Below are 13,351 nucleotides of genomic sequence, written 5' to 3'. Positions count from 1 at the left end.
ATTGGGCTCTATGCCTGGCCTTTAACGAGGCTTAGCATTCGATAAACTCCTGCAGCAAAACAGCCAACACTAATGCAAATTGCGCACGACCTGTACTCCGCACGCACAGCGCCTAATATATCAACAGCTAAATTCCGCCCCCCAGCATCGCCCCATAATATCCAAAGCCTCCCTAGCCTCATCATCTGCGTATTCTTGCCAGATGAAACTCATCGCTTTCGCCACAGCCTTCTTTTTACCACAACTTAAAGAGCTCAATTCATACATGGAGTCTTCAAAAATATAACTACGCATCCTCGACGATAACTCCAACGTCAAAACATCACCATCATAGTAGTTTTCAACAGCCATCACTAGGTACGCCGGAAGGTAGTATTTCATACCAACGGGAGTCATGAAGGTCAGGCAGGCAGATGGATCCCCAACATAGTCATCATGGAAGCCCTTTAAAGTAAGAGTCCACCAACTCCTTCCCGAAAAATACTCTCGGATCTGTAACGGCTCGGGGCACACGGAATCCACTATACTACTTGCATTAGGCGCATCTTCCCTTCCAAAGGCAGCTTCAATCATATTCCTGATCGCTTTCTTTCTCGAGTTCAGCGAATCTTCTTCTCGCATATTGACCCCTTCTCAGGCTTCTGGGTCTGTCTCAGCTGATTACCCCTGGTGGGGGACGATTTTGCGGTGCAGGTTATCGCGTTCGTAGGCCAACATTTCGTGATGATCAAGCATGATGCCCAGCAGGTAACTGGCCTATAGATATTCGCTTCAGTGCATAGACCTTTTACAAACAATCCGCCCACATATAATTCAAGGCCTCTTGCGCATCTTCATCATCATATTCAGACGCCAGAAATCGCAGCACTTTTGCAACCGCTCTCTTCTCATCGTCACTCAAGGTGGAGATTTTATAGTAATGATCATCCTTAGCATACATAAGCAACCTTGAAGCAAAATCCAAGGTCACAACATCACCCTCATAATAGCGCTCTACAGCAAGTAACAAATACAGCGGGAGATAATAATTTCTGCCTTTTGGTGACATAAACGAAAGACATGCTGAGCCGTCCCCAGAATAGTCAGAGCACAGAATCTCGAGTGTAATATCCCACCAAGCCCTACCATTAAAAAAACCCCTGATTCTTATAGGCTCAATAAATTCAGTATTGATTATCTCGTCAGACCTTGGTGGGCTTTTCTTACCGAAAGCATGCTCCACATCAAAGCGGACCTCTAATTGCGCATCACTTAGTGAATTATGCTCTCGCATCTAGCTGCCGCCTCCCACGCCTTAATTGATTCATTACGATATCCCAAGTCACCGCGCTGCAATTGTTTCGGCGTATGCTCGGCGTCCCACCGGGGCTGGCGCCAGGGCATCCCAATGTTCATCTTGTTTCTTACACTAGTGTGGTGCTTCAGAAATACCGCTGAAAATCTGAGCTAGGCTTTGTAGGAGCTTACTTATTCTTGTCCACCCGAGTTTATATATTCATCCCCCCAGCACACAGCAATCGCCCTCATCGCTTCCAACGCCTCCTCGTCACCGTACTCCTTCCAAAGAAAAACCAAAACCTCAACAATTGCTTTCTTTTTTTCAGTGCCATAAAGGCTCATACGATATAAGTCATCTCTCATTATCGACCTCCTTAACCCATAAGCAAAGTCTTCCGTAACAATGCCTCCATCATAATAATGCTCAGCTGCCATCAGCAGGTAGGCTGGCAGGTAGTATTCAACACCAGCTGAAGTCATAAATGTCAGGCAAGCAGACGAATCACCTATATAATCATCAAAAAGCCCTTGCAAAGTAATATCCCACCATCTTTTGCCGGCAAAGTAACCCTTGATTTGTAAAGGCTCCAAATGTAATGAGGATATAATTTCACTTGCGTCAGGTGGATTCTCTTTCTTGAAAGCTGCCTCAACCATTTTTCGGATACTTCCCTGTCTTGCATTTAACGTATCTTGGACTCGCATACTGCTACTCCCTCCCATGCCCTGATAGCTTGCTCTCTATGTGTCGCATCACCACCGGCGAAACAACGATTATTGACAGCCTCACGGGCCATCGCGCACTGCAAATTGACCTCTCGCAACTCTGACGCCAGAACAGGATCAGTAACCGACCTGCAACTCCGCTTGCCTCCTTTACACGAAGCGTTTACCTCATCTTGCAGTTTTCTATGCTCTCCAGGCTGACAGTTTCCTGGCGGTGGCATATCCATACTCAACGGGCTGATTTTGCGCCCAATCAGGTCACGGTCTGCATCCTCTGACTTGGCGGTGTCTCCAGAAGTGCTAAGAACTGCCCCGACCGCAACAGCACCTGCAAGCGTCCCTATCAATGCTCCTGCACCACACCCGACTGGTCCGGCCCAAGAACCTGCTGCACATCCAACAACCGGATTCAATCCCAAAGGGTCGATATAACGCAACGGGTTCCCGGAAGCGTAACTATAAGTATTAAGTCCACCCCTCAAACCCGAGGGGTCCCTTGAAACATAGCGCCCAGTTATCGGATCACAATACCGGAAGCGGTTGTAGTGCAGCCCGGTCTCATGGTCGTGGTACTGCCCCTGGAAACGAATTGGGTTGCCCAGGCCGTGCTGCTTGGCCCACGCCGAGCGCTCTTCACGCACCTCGCCCCACGCCTTGTACTGCCCGGCCCAGGCGACATTGCCCTGCTCATCGGTCAGCTCCATCGGTGTGCCGAGGTGATCGCAGTGGTACCAAGCAATCGCGTCGAACGGCTGCGGTTTCACCTCGGTATGCCACAGCGGATCCTGATCGAAGTCGTACTCGCGCTGGCTCCAGTCCGGTTGCTTGTGCAGGCGGATCGGGCTTTTACGCAGGGCCTGGGCAACCGGCACGAAGCTTTCCGGTTCATACAGGTAATGCACCGTGCGGCCGGTGTCGCCTTCATCGAGAGGTGGTGAGCTTTCCCAGGCCAGCGTGTCGCCGTCCCAGCCAAACAGGGTGAAGCCGCAATCGAGCTCACGTTGGCGTTTGGCCCGCTGCAGCTGGTTCCAGCCGGTGCCCGCCTCGGGGCGATCCCAGAAATGCGCCACCGAATATTTATGCAGGCGTCGGCCCAAGGCGTCGTAGCTGTAGTCGGCCTTGAGCTTGTCGTCGTTGTAGCTGGCCAGTCGGTCGAACAGGTCCCAGGTGAAGTGCGCGTGGGCATCGTTGTGCAGGCGGTGGATCAGGTTGCCGCGTTCGTCGTATTTGTAGTGGCTCCCGGCGTACTCGCGCAGCAGGTTGTTACGGCGTGGGTCGGCTTCCAGCGGGCGGTTCAGTTCCTGGGTCTGCTGGTCCAGCAGGTTGCCGGCCGGGTCGAAGGCGAAGGTTTCCACGCCCAAGCGGCTGGTGGCCTGCAGCAGGCGCCCAAGGGGATCGTACTGGTACGCCAGCTGGCCACGACGGCTGTCGTGGATATTGGTCAACTGGCCGGCAGCATCGTAGCGGTACTGACGCTTGAGCAGCGTGGACTGGCCGTCATGGCTGCCCAGCAGCTGTTCCTGCAAACGCCCGGCGGGGTCCCAGGCCTGGGCCTGCATCAGTTTGTTGCCCTGATGCCGCACCACCTCGCGGTGCAGGTCATCGCGCTCGTAGGCCAGCATCTCGTGCTGGTCGAGGGTCATGCCGAGCAGATGGCCGCTGCCATAGGTCAGCCAACCGACCTTGTGGCCGTCCGGTCGGATCGTCGCGGTGCGCTGGTTGAGCGCGTCGTACTCGTGCTGCCACACCGCAACCATCGGCGTGCCGGTGGCCAGATAGTACTGGTGCTCGCGGCTTAGGTTGCCGGCGTCATCGAAGAACCATTGCAGCTTGCTGGCGGCGTTGACGGCCTGGATCAGCTGGCCGTTGCCGTCGTAGGCGAAGGTTTCGCTCTGGCTCTGGTTGCCCAGGCGGGCCGTACGCTCACTCAATCGACCCATAGGGTCGAAGGTCAATTCGATATGGCGCTGGCCAACCTGGGTCGAGGCGAGGCGACCGCTGTACGGGTCGTACTGGTAACAGGTGACCAGACCATCGAAGCCGGTCTCTTGCAACAGGCGGCCCACCGGGTCGTAGAGGAAAGTGGTCTTGCTCGCGTTCTCGTTTTCCAGCCCGATCAAGCGGCCAAGCTTGTCCCAGCGGTAGCGCAGGGTGTGCTCGTTGGCGTCGATGCGTTCGGTCAACAGGCCTGCAGCGCTGTACGCCCAGGTGGTGCAGCGGTCGAGGGCATCGACATGCGCCAGCAGGCGGCCTTCGGCATCATAGTGGAAGCGTTCTTCGCTCGTGTCGGGATGGGTAATCCCGGCGAACTGACCGGCCTCCTACGCGAACTGAGTCTTCTCCCCCAGCGCATTGCTGGCCTGCACCAAGCGCCCCAGCTCGTCGTAGGCCCACTGGCTGGTCTTGCCGGAGCAGTCGGTGTATTCGAGCAGTTGCCCGGCGTCGTTATACGCCAGCTTCTTCTCGTTGCCGTTGGCGTCCTTGACCGCCTTGAGCTGCCCGGTTGAGGTGTAGGCGAACTCGGTCTTGTTGCCCAGCGGGTCGACCGTTTCGACCAGGTTGCCGGCATCGTCGTAGTCGCGCAGCCACAGGCCGCCTTCGGCATCGCTGATCTTGATCAGTTGGTCCTTGTCGTCGTAGGCGTAGTGGACGACGCTATGGTCGGCGCGGATGTGCTGCAGGCGGTTGCTGCGCTCATCGTAGGTGTAGCGATCCTGGCTGCCGTCGGCGTGCAGGTGGCGCACCACGTTCTTGCGGGCGTCGCGGAACAGCCACTCGGAGCGCTCGTCAGCGTGCTGGATGCGGTAGGTGTAGCCCTCGGCGTCGTAGTAGTGGCGGGTCTGGCCGCCGTGGGCGTCGGTCACGGTGGTCAGGCGGATGTGCGCGTCCCACGCCAGGCGGGTTTCGAAGCTGCCGTCGTCGGCCCATTCGCGGATCGCCCGGGCGTGCGGGCCACTGCCGTCCCATTCCAGGTTGAGGCCGCGCTCGGTGCGGTCGGTGTAACGGGTAATCAGGTGGTGCTGGTACTGGTAGCGCCAGGCGGCGCCATGCTCGTCCTGGGCGGCGATCAGGTCGCCCTGGTCGTCGTAGTGGTAGGCGCACAGCTGGCGTAGCGGCTTGCCGTCGACCACCTGCCACAGGCCCTGGATATGGCCGTGCTCATCGAGCAAGGTGCCCAGTTGCAGGTGGACTTTGGACGGGTCGTTGTCGGCGTAGGTGTTGATGTCCGACAGCACCGGGCGGCCGTTGTGGTTGTGCTCGTAGTGCAGCATCGCGCCGACGCCGTTGCGCATGACGATATGCACCAGGTGGAAGCGATCGCCAACGCGCTCGTAGGTCTCGTGGCGCTCCTGCCCACGCGAGAGGATGAGCTGGGTGTCGGTGGTGCGGGTCAGGCCACGGTACTCGACCGCGTCGTAATGGGTTTTGCCGACCTTGGGCAGCGGGTAGGCGTGGCTGCGGCCGTCGATATCGTGCAGCAGCAGGCCATCGTCCTGCACATCGATGCAGGTGGTGAAGGCGGTGATCCAGCGGGCGCCGAAGCTGCCGCTGTCGAGGGCGGCCAGGCGCGAGTGGTAGGTGCGGGTCCAGGTGATCGGGAACGGGCCGGGCAGGCTGAAGTCGGTGTGCTGCAAGGTCTCGCTGCCCAGGGCGAAGTTGATGCTGTTGCAGGTGTTGGCCGGGGCGCCGTTCTTGCATGGGTTGGCGGCCTGGGACACGGGCGCCTGCTCTTTTTGGGTTTCCAGCTTGCCTTCGGCCAGATGGTGGCGAGCCTTGCTGGTGCCGCCGGGCTTGATGTTGGCTGCCACCACCTGGGGATTACGCTGGCGCCACTGCTTGACGCTGCTGGCCAGGATCTGACTCAGGGCCTCGATGGAACCGGGGCTGCCAGCGTCGCCCAGCTTGAGGATCATGCCGCGTATCAGTGAAGCCAAGGTGCGCAGGTGCGCGCTGCGGGTGAGCAGTTCGGTTTTGGCCGCTGCGCTGAACGGAAGGCCGACACTGGTCATACCCTTGCCAGAGTGTTTGTAGGCGCTGAAGGCACCGGCCAGGTAGTTGTCGAGTGTGGCCAGCGGGTTGTGCATCAGCGCGCTGCTTGGGGTGGATGCCGGGCGGGCGTGTTTTGAGCTGGCGCCTTCGGCCAGGGTGGCCAGGCCGCTGGCAATGTCGAGGATGATCCGCTCGCCGAGCGTGGCGGCCTCGGCCAGGATGCCCTTGAGTTTGCCAGCGGCCTGGCTGACGAAATTATCAAGGCTGCCGACGATATCGGCGTTGAGGTGGCCGGCCAGCAGTTCGACCGACGCATCGTCAAGCACCTGTTTACCCTCCTGGCGCACGAACAACAGCATCGGCCGCAAGCTCATGCGCGCCGGCGCCTCACCAGCGGGCGAGGTGACCAGGCCGATCAGGTTGAGGGCAAAGGTGGCGCAGTCGAGCGGGTCGGGTACCTGGCTGCGGGCCAGGGTCGTGATAGCGCTCAGTACTTCGATCAGGGCGATGCTGTTGCCCGCCACTGGCACATTGCCGGCGACGGCCTTGAGGCGCTCGAGGGTGGCATGGCCGGCACTGACTTCCCGTAGCCAGGCATCGAACACTGCGGCGCCACGGCCGACGTCCTGGGCCTGGATTTCGGCGAGAGGGGTAATCGCCACCTGCAAGGCGCAGGGTTTCACAAGTGTGTCGGAAGACCTTCCGGGCATGGAATCGCTGCTTCTGGTACCTGATCATCGAGGGCATCCAGGCAGATCGATTGCGCAGCACAGACAAGTTGCATACCAGGCCGCAGCCATGGTGCCCGGCGCGCCGGGCACGCAACGGATTACTCAGTTGGGCCAGCCATCAGTCAGCCTGAATCGTGGCGAGAGACGATACTCAGGCGCTGGCACTTGAAGGAGTCAGGAACCACCCCGACGGAATGAGGGCGCTTTCCCATTTAGCTGTAGTGGAATTCTCACAAGCATCATCAGCAGACAAACAGCCGCCACCGACAACGCCTGCAACGAGGGCTATGCCGGTGGGCTGCTGGCGCGTCTTAGCGAGGCCAACCGTCAGGGCTGTTCACCCACCAGGTAGGTCTTGCTGATATGGCGAAACAGCGGGTGGCTGGCGCTGCCCATCAGTTCGAACAGCACCATCTCGCGGGTGACGATCTGTGCCCCGGCGGCGCGCATGCGTGCCAGGCCTGCGGCCTTGCTGGCGGCGGTACGGCTGTCGCAGGCGTCCTCGACCACGAACACCTGTTTGCCCAGGGCGAGCAGGCCGAGCACGGTCTGCAGCACGCAGACGTGGGTTTCCATGCCGCACACGATCACCTGCTCACGGCCCAGCAGGCTGGCCGGCAGGCAGTCGGCGGCGACGCAGGAAAAGTGGGTCTTCTCGACGATGACGGCGCTTGGCGCAGCCGCCTTGAGGGATTCGAGGGTGTGGCCAAGGCCTTTTGGGTACTGCTCGGAAATGACCGTAGGCAGCTCCAGGTCGGCGGTCGCTGCCAGCAACCAGCGCGCCCGGGCCTCGGTGCCTGCGGGGTCGCTCATGGCGCCGATGAGTTTTTCCTGGATGTCGACCACCAGCAGCGTGGCGCGTGTTGAATCGATCAGCATTGTCAGCCCCTTGCCTGGGAAACCGTGGCCGTGACGCCACACAGGCGACAAGCCTCGCCCAGGCAAGGGGTGACGTCAATCAGGCGGTGAGCCGCAACGGCTCGAGCGCACCGGTAAGCGCACCCAGCACACGGTCTTCATGTTCGTGGATGAAGAAGTGCCCGCCGGGGAACATCTCGAGGCTGAACTCGCCCTGGGACTCGCGGCGCCAGGCCTGGAGCTGTTCGGCGTTAGCACGGTCAGTGTCGCCGCCGAGCACATGCAGCGGGCAGTGCAACGGCGCCCGCTGACGGTAGGCATAGCGGCCGCACAGCAGGAAGTCGGCGCGCACCACCGGCAACGTCAGGCTCATCAGCTCTTCGTTGGCCAGCACTTCCTCGGGCGTGCCGCCCAGCTTGCGCAACTCGGCCAGCAGCGCTTCGTCGCTCTTCGGCTCGCGCCAGTTCGCGCCGTCATAGTCCTCGCGCCGGGTCGGGGCCGCCGTGCCGCAGGCGAACAGTGCCAAGGGTGGCGGGCAGCCCAGTGCCTGCAGCTCGTGGGCCAGCTCGAAGGCCACCAGCGCCCCCAGGCTGTGCCCGAGCAAGGCGTAGGGGGCGTTGGCCGCCAGGCGTTGTTCGCTGGCCAGTTGCCGGGCCAGGGCCTGCATGTCGGTGTGCAGCGCCTCGCCCAGCCGCGCGCCGCGGCCCGGCAGCTCCACCGGGCGCACCTGCAGCCAGGCCGGCAGCTTGCGCCGCCAGCGGCTGTAGACCATGGCGCTGGCCCCGGAGTACGGCAGGCACAGCAGGTTCACGGTGCTCACTGCGCAGCGGCTGCGGCCATCTGCTGGCGCAGGCTCAGCGGGCGCATGTCGGTCCAGACTTCGTCGATCCAGGCCAGGCAGTCCTGCTTCAGGCCGCTTTTGCCGGCCGCGCGCCAGCCATTGGGGATGGCCTTGTAGTCGGGCCAGATGGAATATTGCTCTTCGTGGTTGATCACTACCTGGAACACGATGTCGTCGCGGTCGAAAACGGAAGTCATTGCCTGTCTCCTTGGATGATGAGGGCCGAATGCGCGGGGCGCAGCGTGGCTCTCAAAGAAACGAAAAGCCGCTGGGGAAAATTAGCCGGGTACACCGGTCGATGACTTGGCCTGGGCAATGGCAGCCTGGATCGCGCTACGGGCCTGAGGGCTGTTCTTCCAGCAACTGGAGCCGACCAGGCTGGCGGCGGCTTCGACAATCTGCCGGGCGTCGGCCTGGGCCAGCTGGGCCAGCGAGCTGTAGCCGAGCTGCTCCAGGCGCTGCAGCACGGTCGGGCCGACGCCCTTGACCGCCAGCAGTTGCTCACGTTCATCGGTTGAAAACGCCATCTTCACCTCCTTGTGATGTTGCGGCTTTGCAAGCGCCGTGGATGATGGCATATATCGTCTTCTGCCCGCCAACCCCGCACCTGGAGAACTCCCCCATGCTCGGCGTGACCGACTACGGCGCTTTCGTGATTGCGTTCCTGATCCTGCTGGCGATCCCCGGCCCCGGTAACTTCGCCCTGATTACCGCCACCGGCAAGGGCGGCATCAAGGGCGGGCTGGCCGCCACCTTCGGGGTGATCCTCGGTGACCAGGTGCTGATGTGGCTGGCGGTGGCGGGCGTGGCCACCTTGCTGGCCGCATACCCGGCAGCCTTTCACGTGGTGCAGTGGGCCGGCGCCGCCTACCTGGCCTGGCTCGGTTTGCGCATGGTGCTGAGCAAGCCCGGCGCGGCGCCGCGCGACAGCGGCATGGCCGGCGGGCGCTACCTGCGCCAGACCATGATGATCACCCTGCTCAACCCCAAGGCGATCATGTTCTACATGGCGTTCTTCCCACTGTTCATCGACCCGGTGAAACACCAGGGCATGTTGACCTTCAGCTTCATGGCGGTGACCGTCGCAGCGCTGACCCTGCTCTACGGCCTGGTAGCCGTGCTGCTCACCCACCACCTGGCCGAGCGCATGCGTGCCAGCCCGCGGGTCAGCAACCTGCTGGAGCGGTTGGCGGGTGCCTGCCTGGTAGGGTTCGGGATCAAGCTGGCGGCGATGCGCTAGGCACCACCCAGCAGGTCATGGGCATCCAGCAGGCGATACGCCACCTGCGGATTGCGCTCCAGGCCACGGCGGATGGCGGCGGGGATCGCCTGGCGGGTCTTGCGGCACAGGCCGGGCAGCGCCTCAAGCTCGATGACGATGCCGCGCATGGTGCGTACCTCGTTGTAGCCGGGGGCGATGTGCACGCGGATGCCGAGGTTCTGGTACAGGCGCCCTTGTAGATGGTGGAGGTCGTCGAGGTCCTTGAGGTTTTCCAGGCGTTCGACCAGACGCTTTTCTTCCTCGCGGGTAAGCAGCAGGATGCGCCGCCCTTCGGCCGGGCCGTCGAGCAGCTGCTCGCGGCCGCAGTCACAGGCGCCTGGTGGGCATGGGTGGCGTAGTGGAGGTTGGTTGGTCATGGGGCAAGGATAGCGTCTTTCATGCGGTTGGCCGCAGGCCGCACAACCTCGGCAAGCCAGGCACTGGCATCGCGTCAACTGGGGGCTGCGTTGCAGCCCTTCGCGGGCAAGCCCGCTCCCACAGGTACAGCGCATGATTCAAGCAATGCGCACATCCTGTGGGAACGGGCTTGCCCGCGAAGGGCCGCAAGGCGGCCCCAGTCACTCAAGGGAACAGCACGACGTCACTTGAACGGGCCTTTCACCCAGCCACTGTGCCAGCCTGATCAGGTAGCCGTCGGGGTCCTGCACCAGGACCTGGCGCAGACCCACTTCAGCCTCGCCCACCCGGTACCACACCTCCTCGCAGGGCCTGAACAGGGGCCAGCGTTGCTGCTCAAGACGTTCGATCAGCGGCTCGACCGCCACTACGTCGATCTGCAGGTGCATGCCCCGCCCCAGGGGTTTTTCCATCGGGCCGGTAAGCCAGTTGTCATCGGGATCGAGCTGTTCGAGCATGACCTGCGAGCCGTTCAGGTCCAGGTAGGCGAAACGCTGTTCCGGGCGCTGATAGGCGATGTCGAAACCCAGCAGTGAAACCCAGAAACCGAGGCTGGCCTCGAGGTCGCTGACGATCAGTTCGGGGACCAGGCTGTTGCGCTTGAGCATTGCGATCTTCCATGACGTGTTGGTTGGGCTAGCCGCTCACAGGGTGTCAGTGCGAGCGCCGGGCGTCCACCAACGCGGTCGCGAGGTGCTGAACGAATGCGCGGTCGGCCTAAAGGCATCGGCCCCTTTCGCGTCAAAACAGCCCAGCAGCAAGGCCACCGTGGGCGCATCGTCGATGGCGCCGAGGGAGCTGCCGCAGGTCGGGCAGAAGGCGCGGCTGGAGCCTTCGGATGAGCGATACAGGCTCGGCGCCCCGCCCTCCCCGGTCCACGACACGTCGGCTTTGTCGAACTCCACCCAGCACAGGGTAAGGCTGCCGGAGTGGCGCTGGCACATATGGCAGGAGCAGGTGTGGGGAAACCGCGGCGTCCCGCGAGCACTGAAGCGGATACGGCCGCACAGGCAGCCGCCGTTGTGAGTAGGCATGGGGGCGCGTCCTTGGCTGATGAAAATGCCAGGACGGTAGCTGGGCATGCTCAACTGTAAAGCGTGAAAATGTTACGGCGAAATGCAACGGCGCTAAGCTGGCCTGCCAACTGGTAAAGTGCGCGCCCTCCTTTGTGCCAATGATGGAAAGCAACCGATGCACAAGATGATCGAGTTCCTCGCGGTGGTGGTGGTGTGCACCGTCATCGGCGTGGCCTGCGAACAGTACGACGTGAACCGCTACCTCAAATGGTTGCTGATGGCCCTGCCGGCGATCGTCTGGGTGCGTCTGCGCAACCCCTTCCTGCGCTGACGGGAGCCAGCATGCACGACCTGCAACTGAACGCCGACCTGTCCCGCCCCGTGACCGTGCACGGCGCCGCATTGCCGTGGCTGCCCAGCCCACTGCCCGGCGTCGAGCGGCGCATGCTGTACCGGGTCGGCGGCGAGCAGGCGCGGGCCACCTCGCTGGTGCGCTATGCGCCGGGCAGCCGTTTCAGTGCCCATGTGCACGGTGCCGGCGAGGAGTTCGTGGTGTTGGAAGGGGTGTTCGAGGATGAGCACGGTCGCTACCCGGTGGGCAGCTACGTGCGCAACCCACCGGGCAGCGCCCATACCCCGGGCGCCAGCGAAGGCTGTGTGATCTTCGTGCGCCTGCGTCAGTTCCATCCGCAGGATCGCCAGGCGCTGGTGATGCAGTTACCCGCGCAGGGCGGGACGCTGTTTGAAAATGACCATGAACGGGTCTGGCTGGAGGTGCTGCAGCCCGCTGATACCTGCCGCTGGGACAGTGGCCGTGGGCTGGAGCTGATGGTACTGGCCGGCCAGTTGCACGGCACGGCGGGCAGCCTGCCGACCTGGAGCTGGATGCGCCTGCCGGCGGGGCAGGCCATCGAACTCAAGGCCGGCAGCCAGGGCGCGCGGGTCTGGCTGAAAGAGGCCGCGCTGAACCTGGGGGGCTAGGCCCCGCCCAGCGCCTCACGGAAGCGCCGGGTGCTGGCCGCAGCCAGCAGCAGCCCGACCACCGCCACGCCCCCGCCAACCATGCCGATATTCGCCACACCCGTCTGGCTGCTGACGATACTGCCCAGCAGCGCACCACCGCCGATGCCGATGTTGTAGATGCCCGAGAACAGCGCCATGGCCACATCGGTGGCGTCCGAGGCGAGCTTGAGGGTCTTGGATTGCAGCGACAGGCTGAAGCTGAGGATCGCGATGCCCCAGACCATGCTCAGGCCAGCGAACAGGTAGAAGTTGCCCGACAGCGGCAACAGCAACAGCAGGCACGCCGCCAGCGCACCGATCGAACCGACCAGGAAGCCATGGGGGAAGCGATCGCTGTAGCGGCTGAACAGCAGCGAACCGAACACGCCCGCGCCACCGAACAGCAACAGCAGCAGCGTGGTGCGCTCGCCGCCGATCTGCGCCACGTGCAGGGCGAAGGGTTCGATGTAGCTATAGGCCGTGAACTGCGCGGTGATCACCAGCGTCACCAGCACATAGGTGATCACCAGCGCCGGGCGCTTGAACAGGATCGGCAGGCTGCGCAGCGAGCCCGAGTTCTGGCTGGGCAGCAGCGGCAGCGATTTCATCAGGCAGAGCATGGTCGCCAGCGCCACCCCGGCGATGCCCAGGAAGGTCACCCGCCAGCCCAGCGCCTCACCCACCACCCGCCCCAGCGGAATACCCATGACCATGGCCAGGGTGGTGCCGGTGGCCAGCAGCCCGAGCGCCTTGGCCTGTTGCCCCGGCGGCGCCACCCGCACCGCCAGCGACGCGGTGATCGCCCAGAACACCGCGTGGGCCAGGGCGATGCCGATGCGGCTGACCAGCAGCATGGCGAAGCTTTGCGCCTGCCACGACAGCACATGGCTGACGATGAACACCAGGAACACCAGCAACAGCAGGCGGCGGCGCTCGATGTTGCGGGTCATCAGCATCATCGGCAGCGAGGCCAGCGCCACCACCCAGGCGTAGATGGTCAGCATCAGGCCGACCTGCGCGGTGGTCATGTCAAAGCTGCGGCCGATGTCGCTGAGCAGCGCCACCGGGACGAACTCGGTGGTGTTGAAGATGAACGCCGCCAGCGCCAGGGCGATGACGCTCAGCCAGCTGCCGGTGCCGGCGGTGGGCGGCATTGTGGTAGGTACGGGGCCATTCATGTGAAGGGGTGTTTCTCCGCGGGCAAGGCAACAGGGCGCGCGCCGGCGGCCGG

General features: G+C 62.4%; 14 protein-coding genes and 2 pseudogenes. 3 read left to right on the top strand and 13 right to left on the bottom strand.

What is annotated here, in order from left to right; translation table 11 throughout:
* Positions 1 to 120: 120 nt before the first annotated feature.
* The 9 genes and pseudogenes from ACQ4N9_RS01095 to ACQ4N9_RS01055 all read right to left on the bottom strand — a co-directional run bounded on the left by ACQ4N9_RS01095 (position 121) and on the right by ACQ4N9_RS01055 (position 8,951).
* Positions 121 to 621 carry a DUF6714 family protein gene (locus tag ACQ4N9_RS01095; RefSeq protein WP_390970622.1) on the bottom strand — a complete coding sequence of 167 codons (501 nt, stop codon included), beginning with the start codon at positions 619 to 621 and terminating at the stop codon, positions 121 to 123.
* A gap of 166 nt (positions 622 to 787) precedes the next feature.
* Positions 788 to 1,273: a DUF6714 family protein gene (locus tag ACQ4N9_RS01090; protein WP_390970624.1), complete on the bottom strand. Its 486-nt coding sequence runs from the start codon at positions 1,271 to 1,273 to the stop codon at positions 788 to 790.
* Positions 1,274 to 1,467: 194 nt separating this feature from the next.
* Positions 1,468 to 1,983 carry a DUF6714 family protein gene (locus ACQ4N9_RS01085; RefSeq protein ID WP_390970626.1) on the bottom strand — a complete coding sequence of 172 codons (516 nt, stop codon included), beginning with the start codon at positions 1,981 to 1,983 and terminating at the stop codon, positions 1,468 to 1,470.
* Positions 1,962 to 2,156, bottom strand: a pseudogene (locus tag ACQ4N9_RS01080) (hypothetical protein); the annotation flags it as partial. The gene ACQ4N9_RS01085 and the pseudogene ACQ4N9_RS01080, both read right to left, overlap by 22 nt.
* Positions 2,157 to 2,411: 255 nt before the next feature.
* Positions 2,412 to 6,704, bottom strand: a pseudogene (locus ACQ4N9_RS01075) (RHS repeat-associated core domain-containing protein); the annotation flags it as partial.
* A gap of 348 nt (positions 6,705 to 7,052) precedes the next feature.
* A complete protein-coding gene (locus tag ACQ4N9_RS01070; protein ID WP_323831720.1) occupies positions 7,053 to 7,604 on the bottom strand; it encodes a hydrolase in 552 nt (183 codons plus the stop codon).
* A 79-nt stretch (positions 7,605 to 7,683) separates the two neighbouring features.
* Entirely contained in the window at positions 7,684 to 8,403 is a 720-nt protein-coding gene (locus ACQ4N9_RS01065) for a thioesterase II family protein (RefSeq protein WP_125859007.1), read from the bottom strand.
* Positions 8,400 to 8,621, bottom strand: a complete 222-nt coding sequence (locus ACQ4N9_RS01060) for an MbtH family protein (RefSeq protein ID WP_110994763.1) — start codon at positions 8,619 to 8,621, stop codon at positions 8,400 to 8,402. The genes ACQ4N9_RS01065 and ACQ4N9_RS01060 overlap by 4 nt, the downstream gene beginning before the upstream one ends.
* Before the next feature lie 81 nt (positions 8,622 to 8,702).
* Positions 8,703 to 8,951: a helix-hairpin-helix domain-containing protein gene (locus ACQ4N9_RS01055; protein ID WP_390970629.1), complete on the bottom strand. Its 249-nt coding sequence runs from the start codon at positions 8,949 to 8,951 to the stop codon at positions 8,703 to 8,705.
* A gap of 95 nt (positions 8,952 to 9,046) precedes the next feature.
* On the opposite strand from ACQ4N9_RS01055, the gene ACQ4N9_RS01050 reads away from it, so the two are divergent.
* Positions 9,047 to 9,664, top strand: coding sequence for a LysE family transporter (locus tag ACQ4N9_RS01050; protein ID WP_390970715.1), 618 nt, complete (start codon positions 9,047 to 9,049; stop codon positions 9,662 to 9,664).
* On the opposite strand, the gene ACQ4N9_RS01045 is transcribed toward ACQ4N9_RS01050, so the two are convergent.
* From ACQ4N9_RS01045 to ACQ4N9_RS01035, 3 genes are all read right to left on the bottom strand, one after another.
* Positions 9,661 to 10,062: a hypothetical protein gene (locus ACQ4N9_RS01045; protein WP_125859008.1), complete on the bottom strand. Its 402-nt coding sequence runs from the start codon at positions 10,060 to 10,062 to the stop codon at positions 9,661 to 9,663. The two genes, ACQ4N9_RS01050 and ACQ4N9_RS01045, sit on opposite strands and share 4 nt — an antisense overlap.
* 201 nt (positions 10,063 to 10,263) lie before the next feature.
* Positions 10,264 to 10,710, bottom strand: a complete 447-nt coding sequence (locus tag ACQ4N9_RS01040) for a bleomycin resistance protein (protein WP_390970631.1) — start codon at positions 10,708 to 10,710, stop codon at positions 10,264 to 10,266.
* A 36-nt stretch (positions 10,711 to 10,746) separates the two neighbouring features.
* Entirely contained in the window at positions 10,747 to 11,136 is a 390-nt protein-coding gene (locus tag ACQ4N9_RS01035) for a GFA family protein (protein WP_390970633.1), read from the bottom strand.
* A 157-nt stretch (positions 11,137 to 11,293) separates the two neighbouring features.
* Between ACQ4N9_RS01035 and ACQ4N9_RS01030 the strand changes: the two genes are divergently transcribed.
* Together ACQ4N9_RS01030 and ACQ4N9_RS01025 are read left to right on the top strand one after the other, a co-directional pair.
* Positions 11,294 to 11,449: a hypothetical protein gene (locus ACQ4N9_RS01030; RefSeq protein ID WP_153788526.1), complete on the top strand. Its 156-nt coding sequence runs from the start codon at positions 11,294 to 11,296 to the stop codon at positions 11,447 to 11,449.
* Between the two features lie 11 nt (positions 11,450 to 11,460).
* Positions 11,461 to 12,099, top strand: coding sequence for a cupin domain-containing protein (locus tag ACQ4N9_RS01025; protein ID WP_390970635.1), 639 nt, complete (start codon positions 11,461 to 11,463; stop codon positions 12,097 to 12,099).
* Here ACQ4N9_RS01025 and ACQ4N9_RS01020 read toward each other — a convergent pair.
* Positions 12,096 to 13,298 (bottom strand): sugar transporter, encoded by a 1,203-nt coding sequence (locus ACQ4N9_RS01020; protein WP_110994757.1) that lies wholly within the window; start codon positions 13,296 to 13,298, stop codon positions 12,096 to 12,098. The genes ACQ4N9_RS01025 and ACQ4N9_RS01020 overlap by 4 nt on opposite strands.
* Positions 13,299 to 13,351: the final 53 nt, after the last annotated feature.

It is taken from the genome of Pseudomonas sp. ES1 (genome assembly GCF_050586605.1).
GTDB classification, from domain to species: domain Bacteria; phylum Pseudomonadota; class Gammaproteobacteria; order Pseudomonadales; family Pseudomonadaceae; genus Aquipseudomonas; species Aquipseudomonas sichuanensis.
This window is presented reverse-complemented; position numbering and strand designations above follow the sequence as displayed.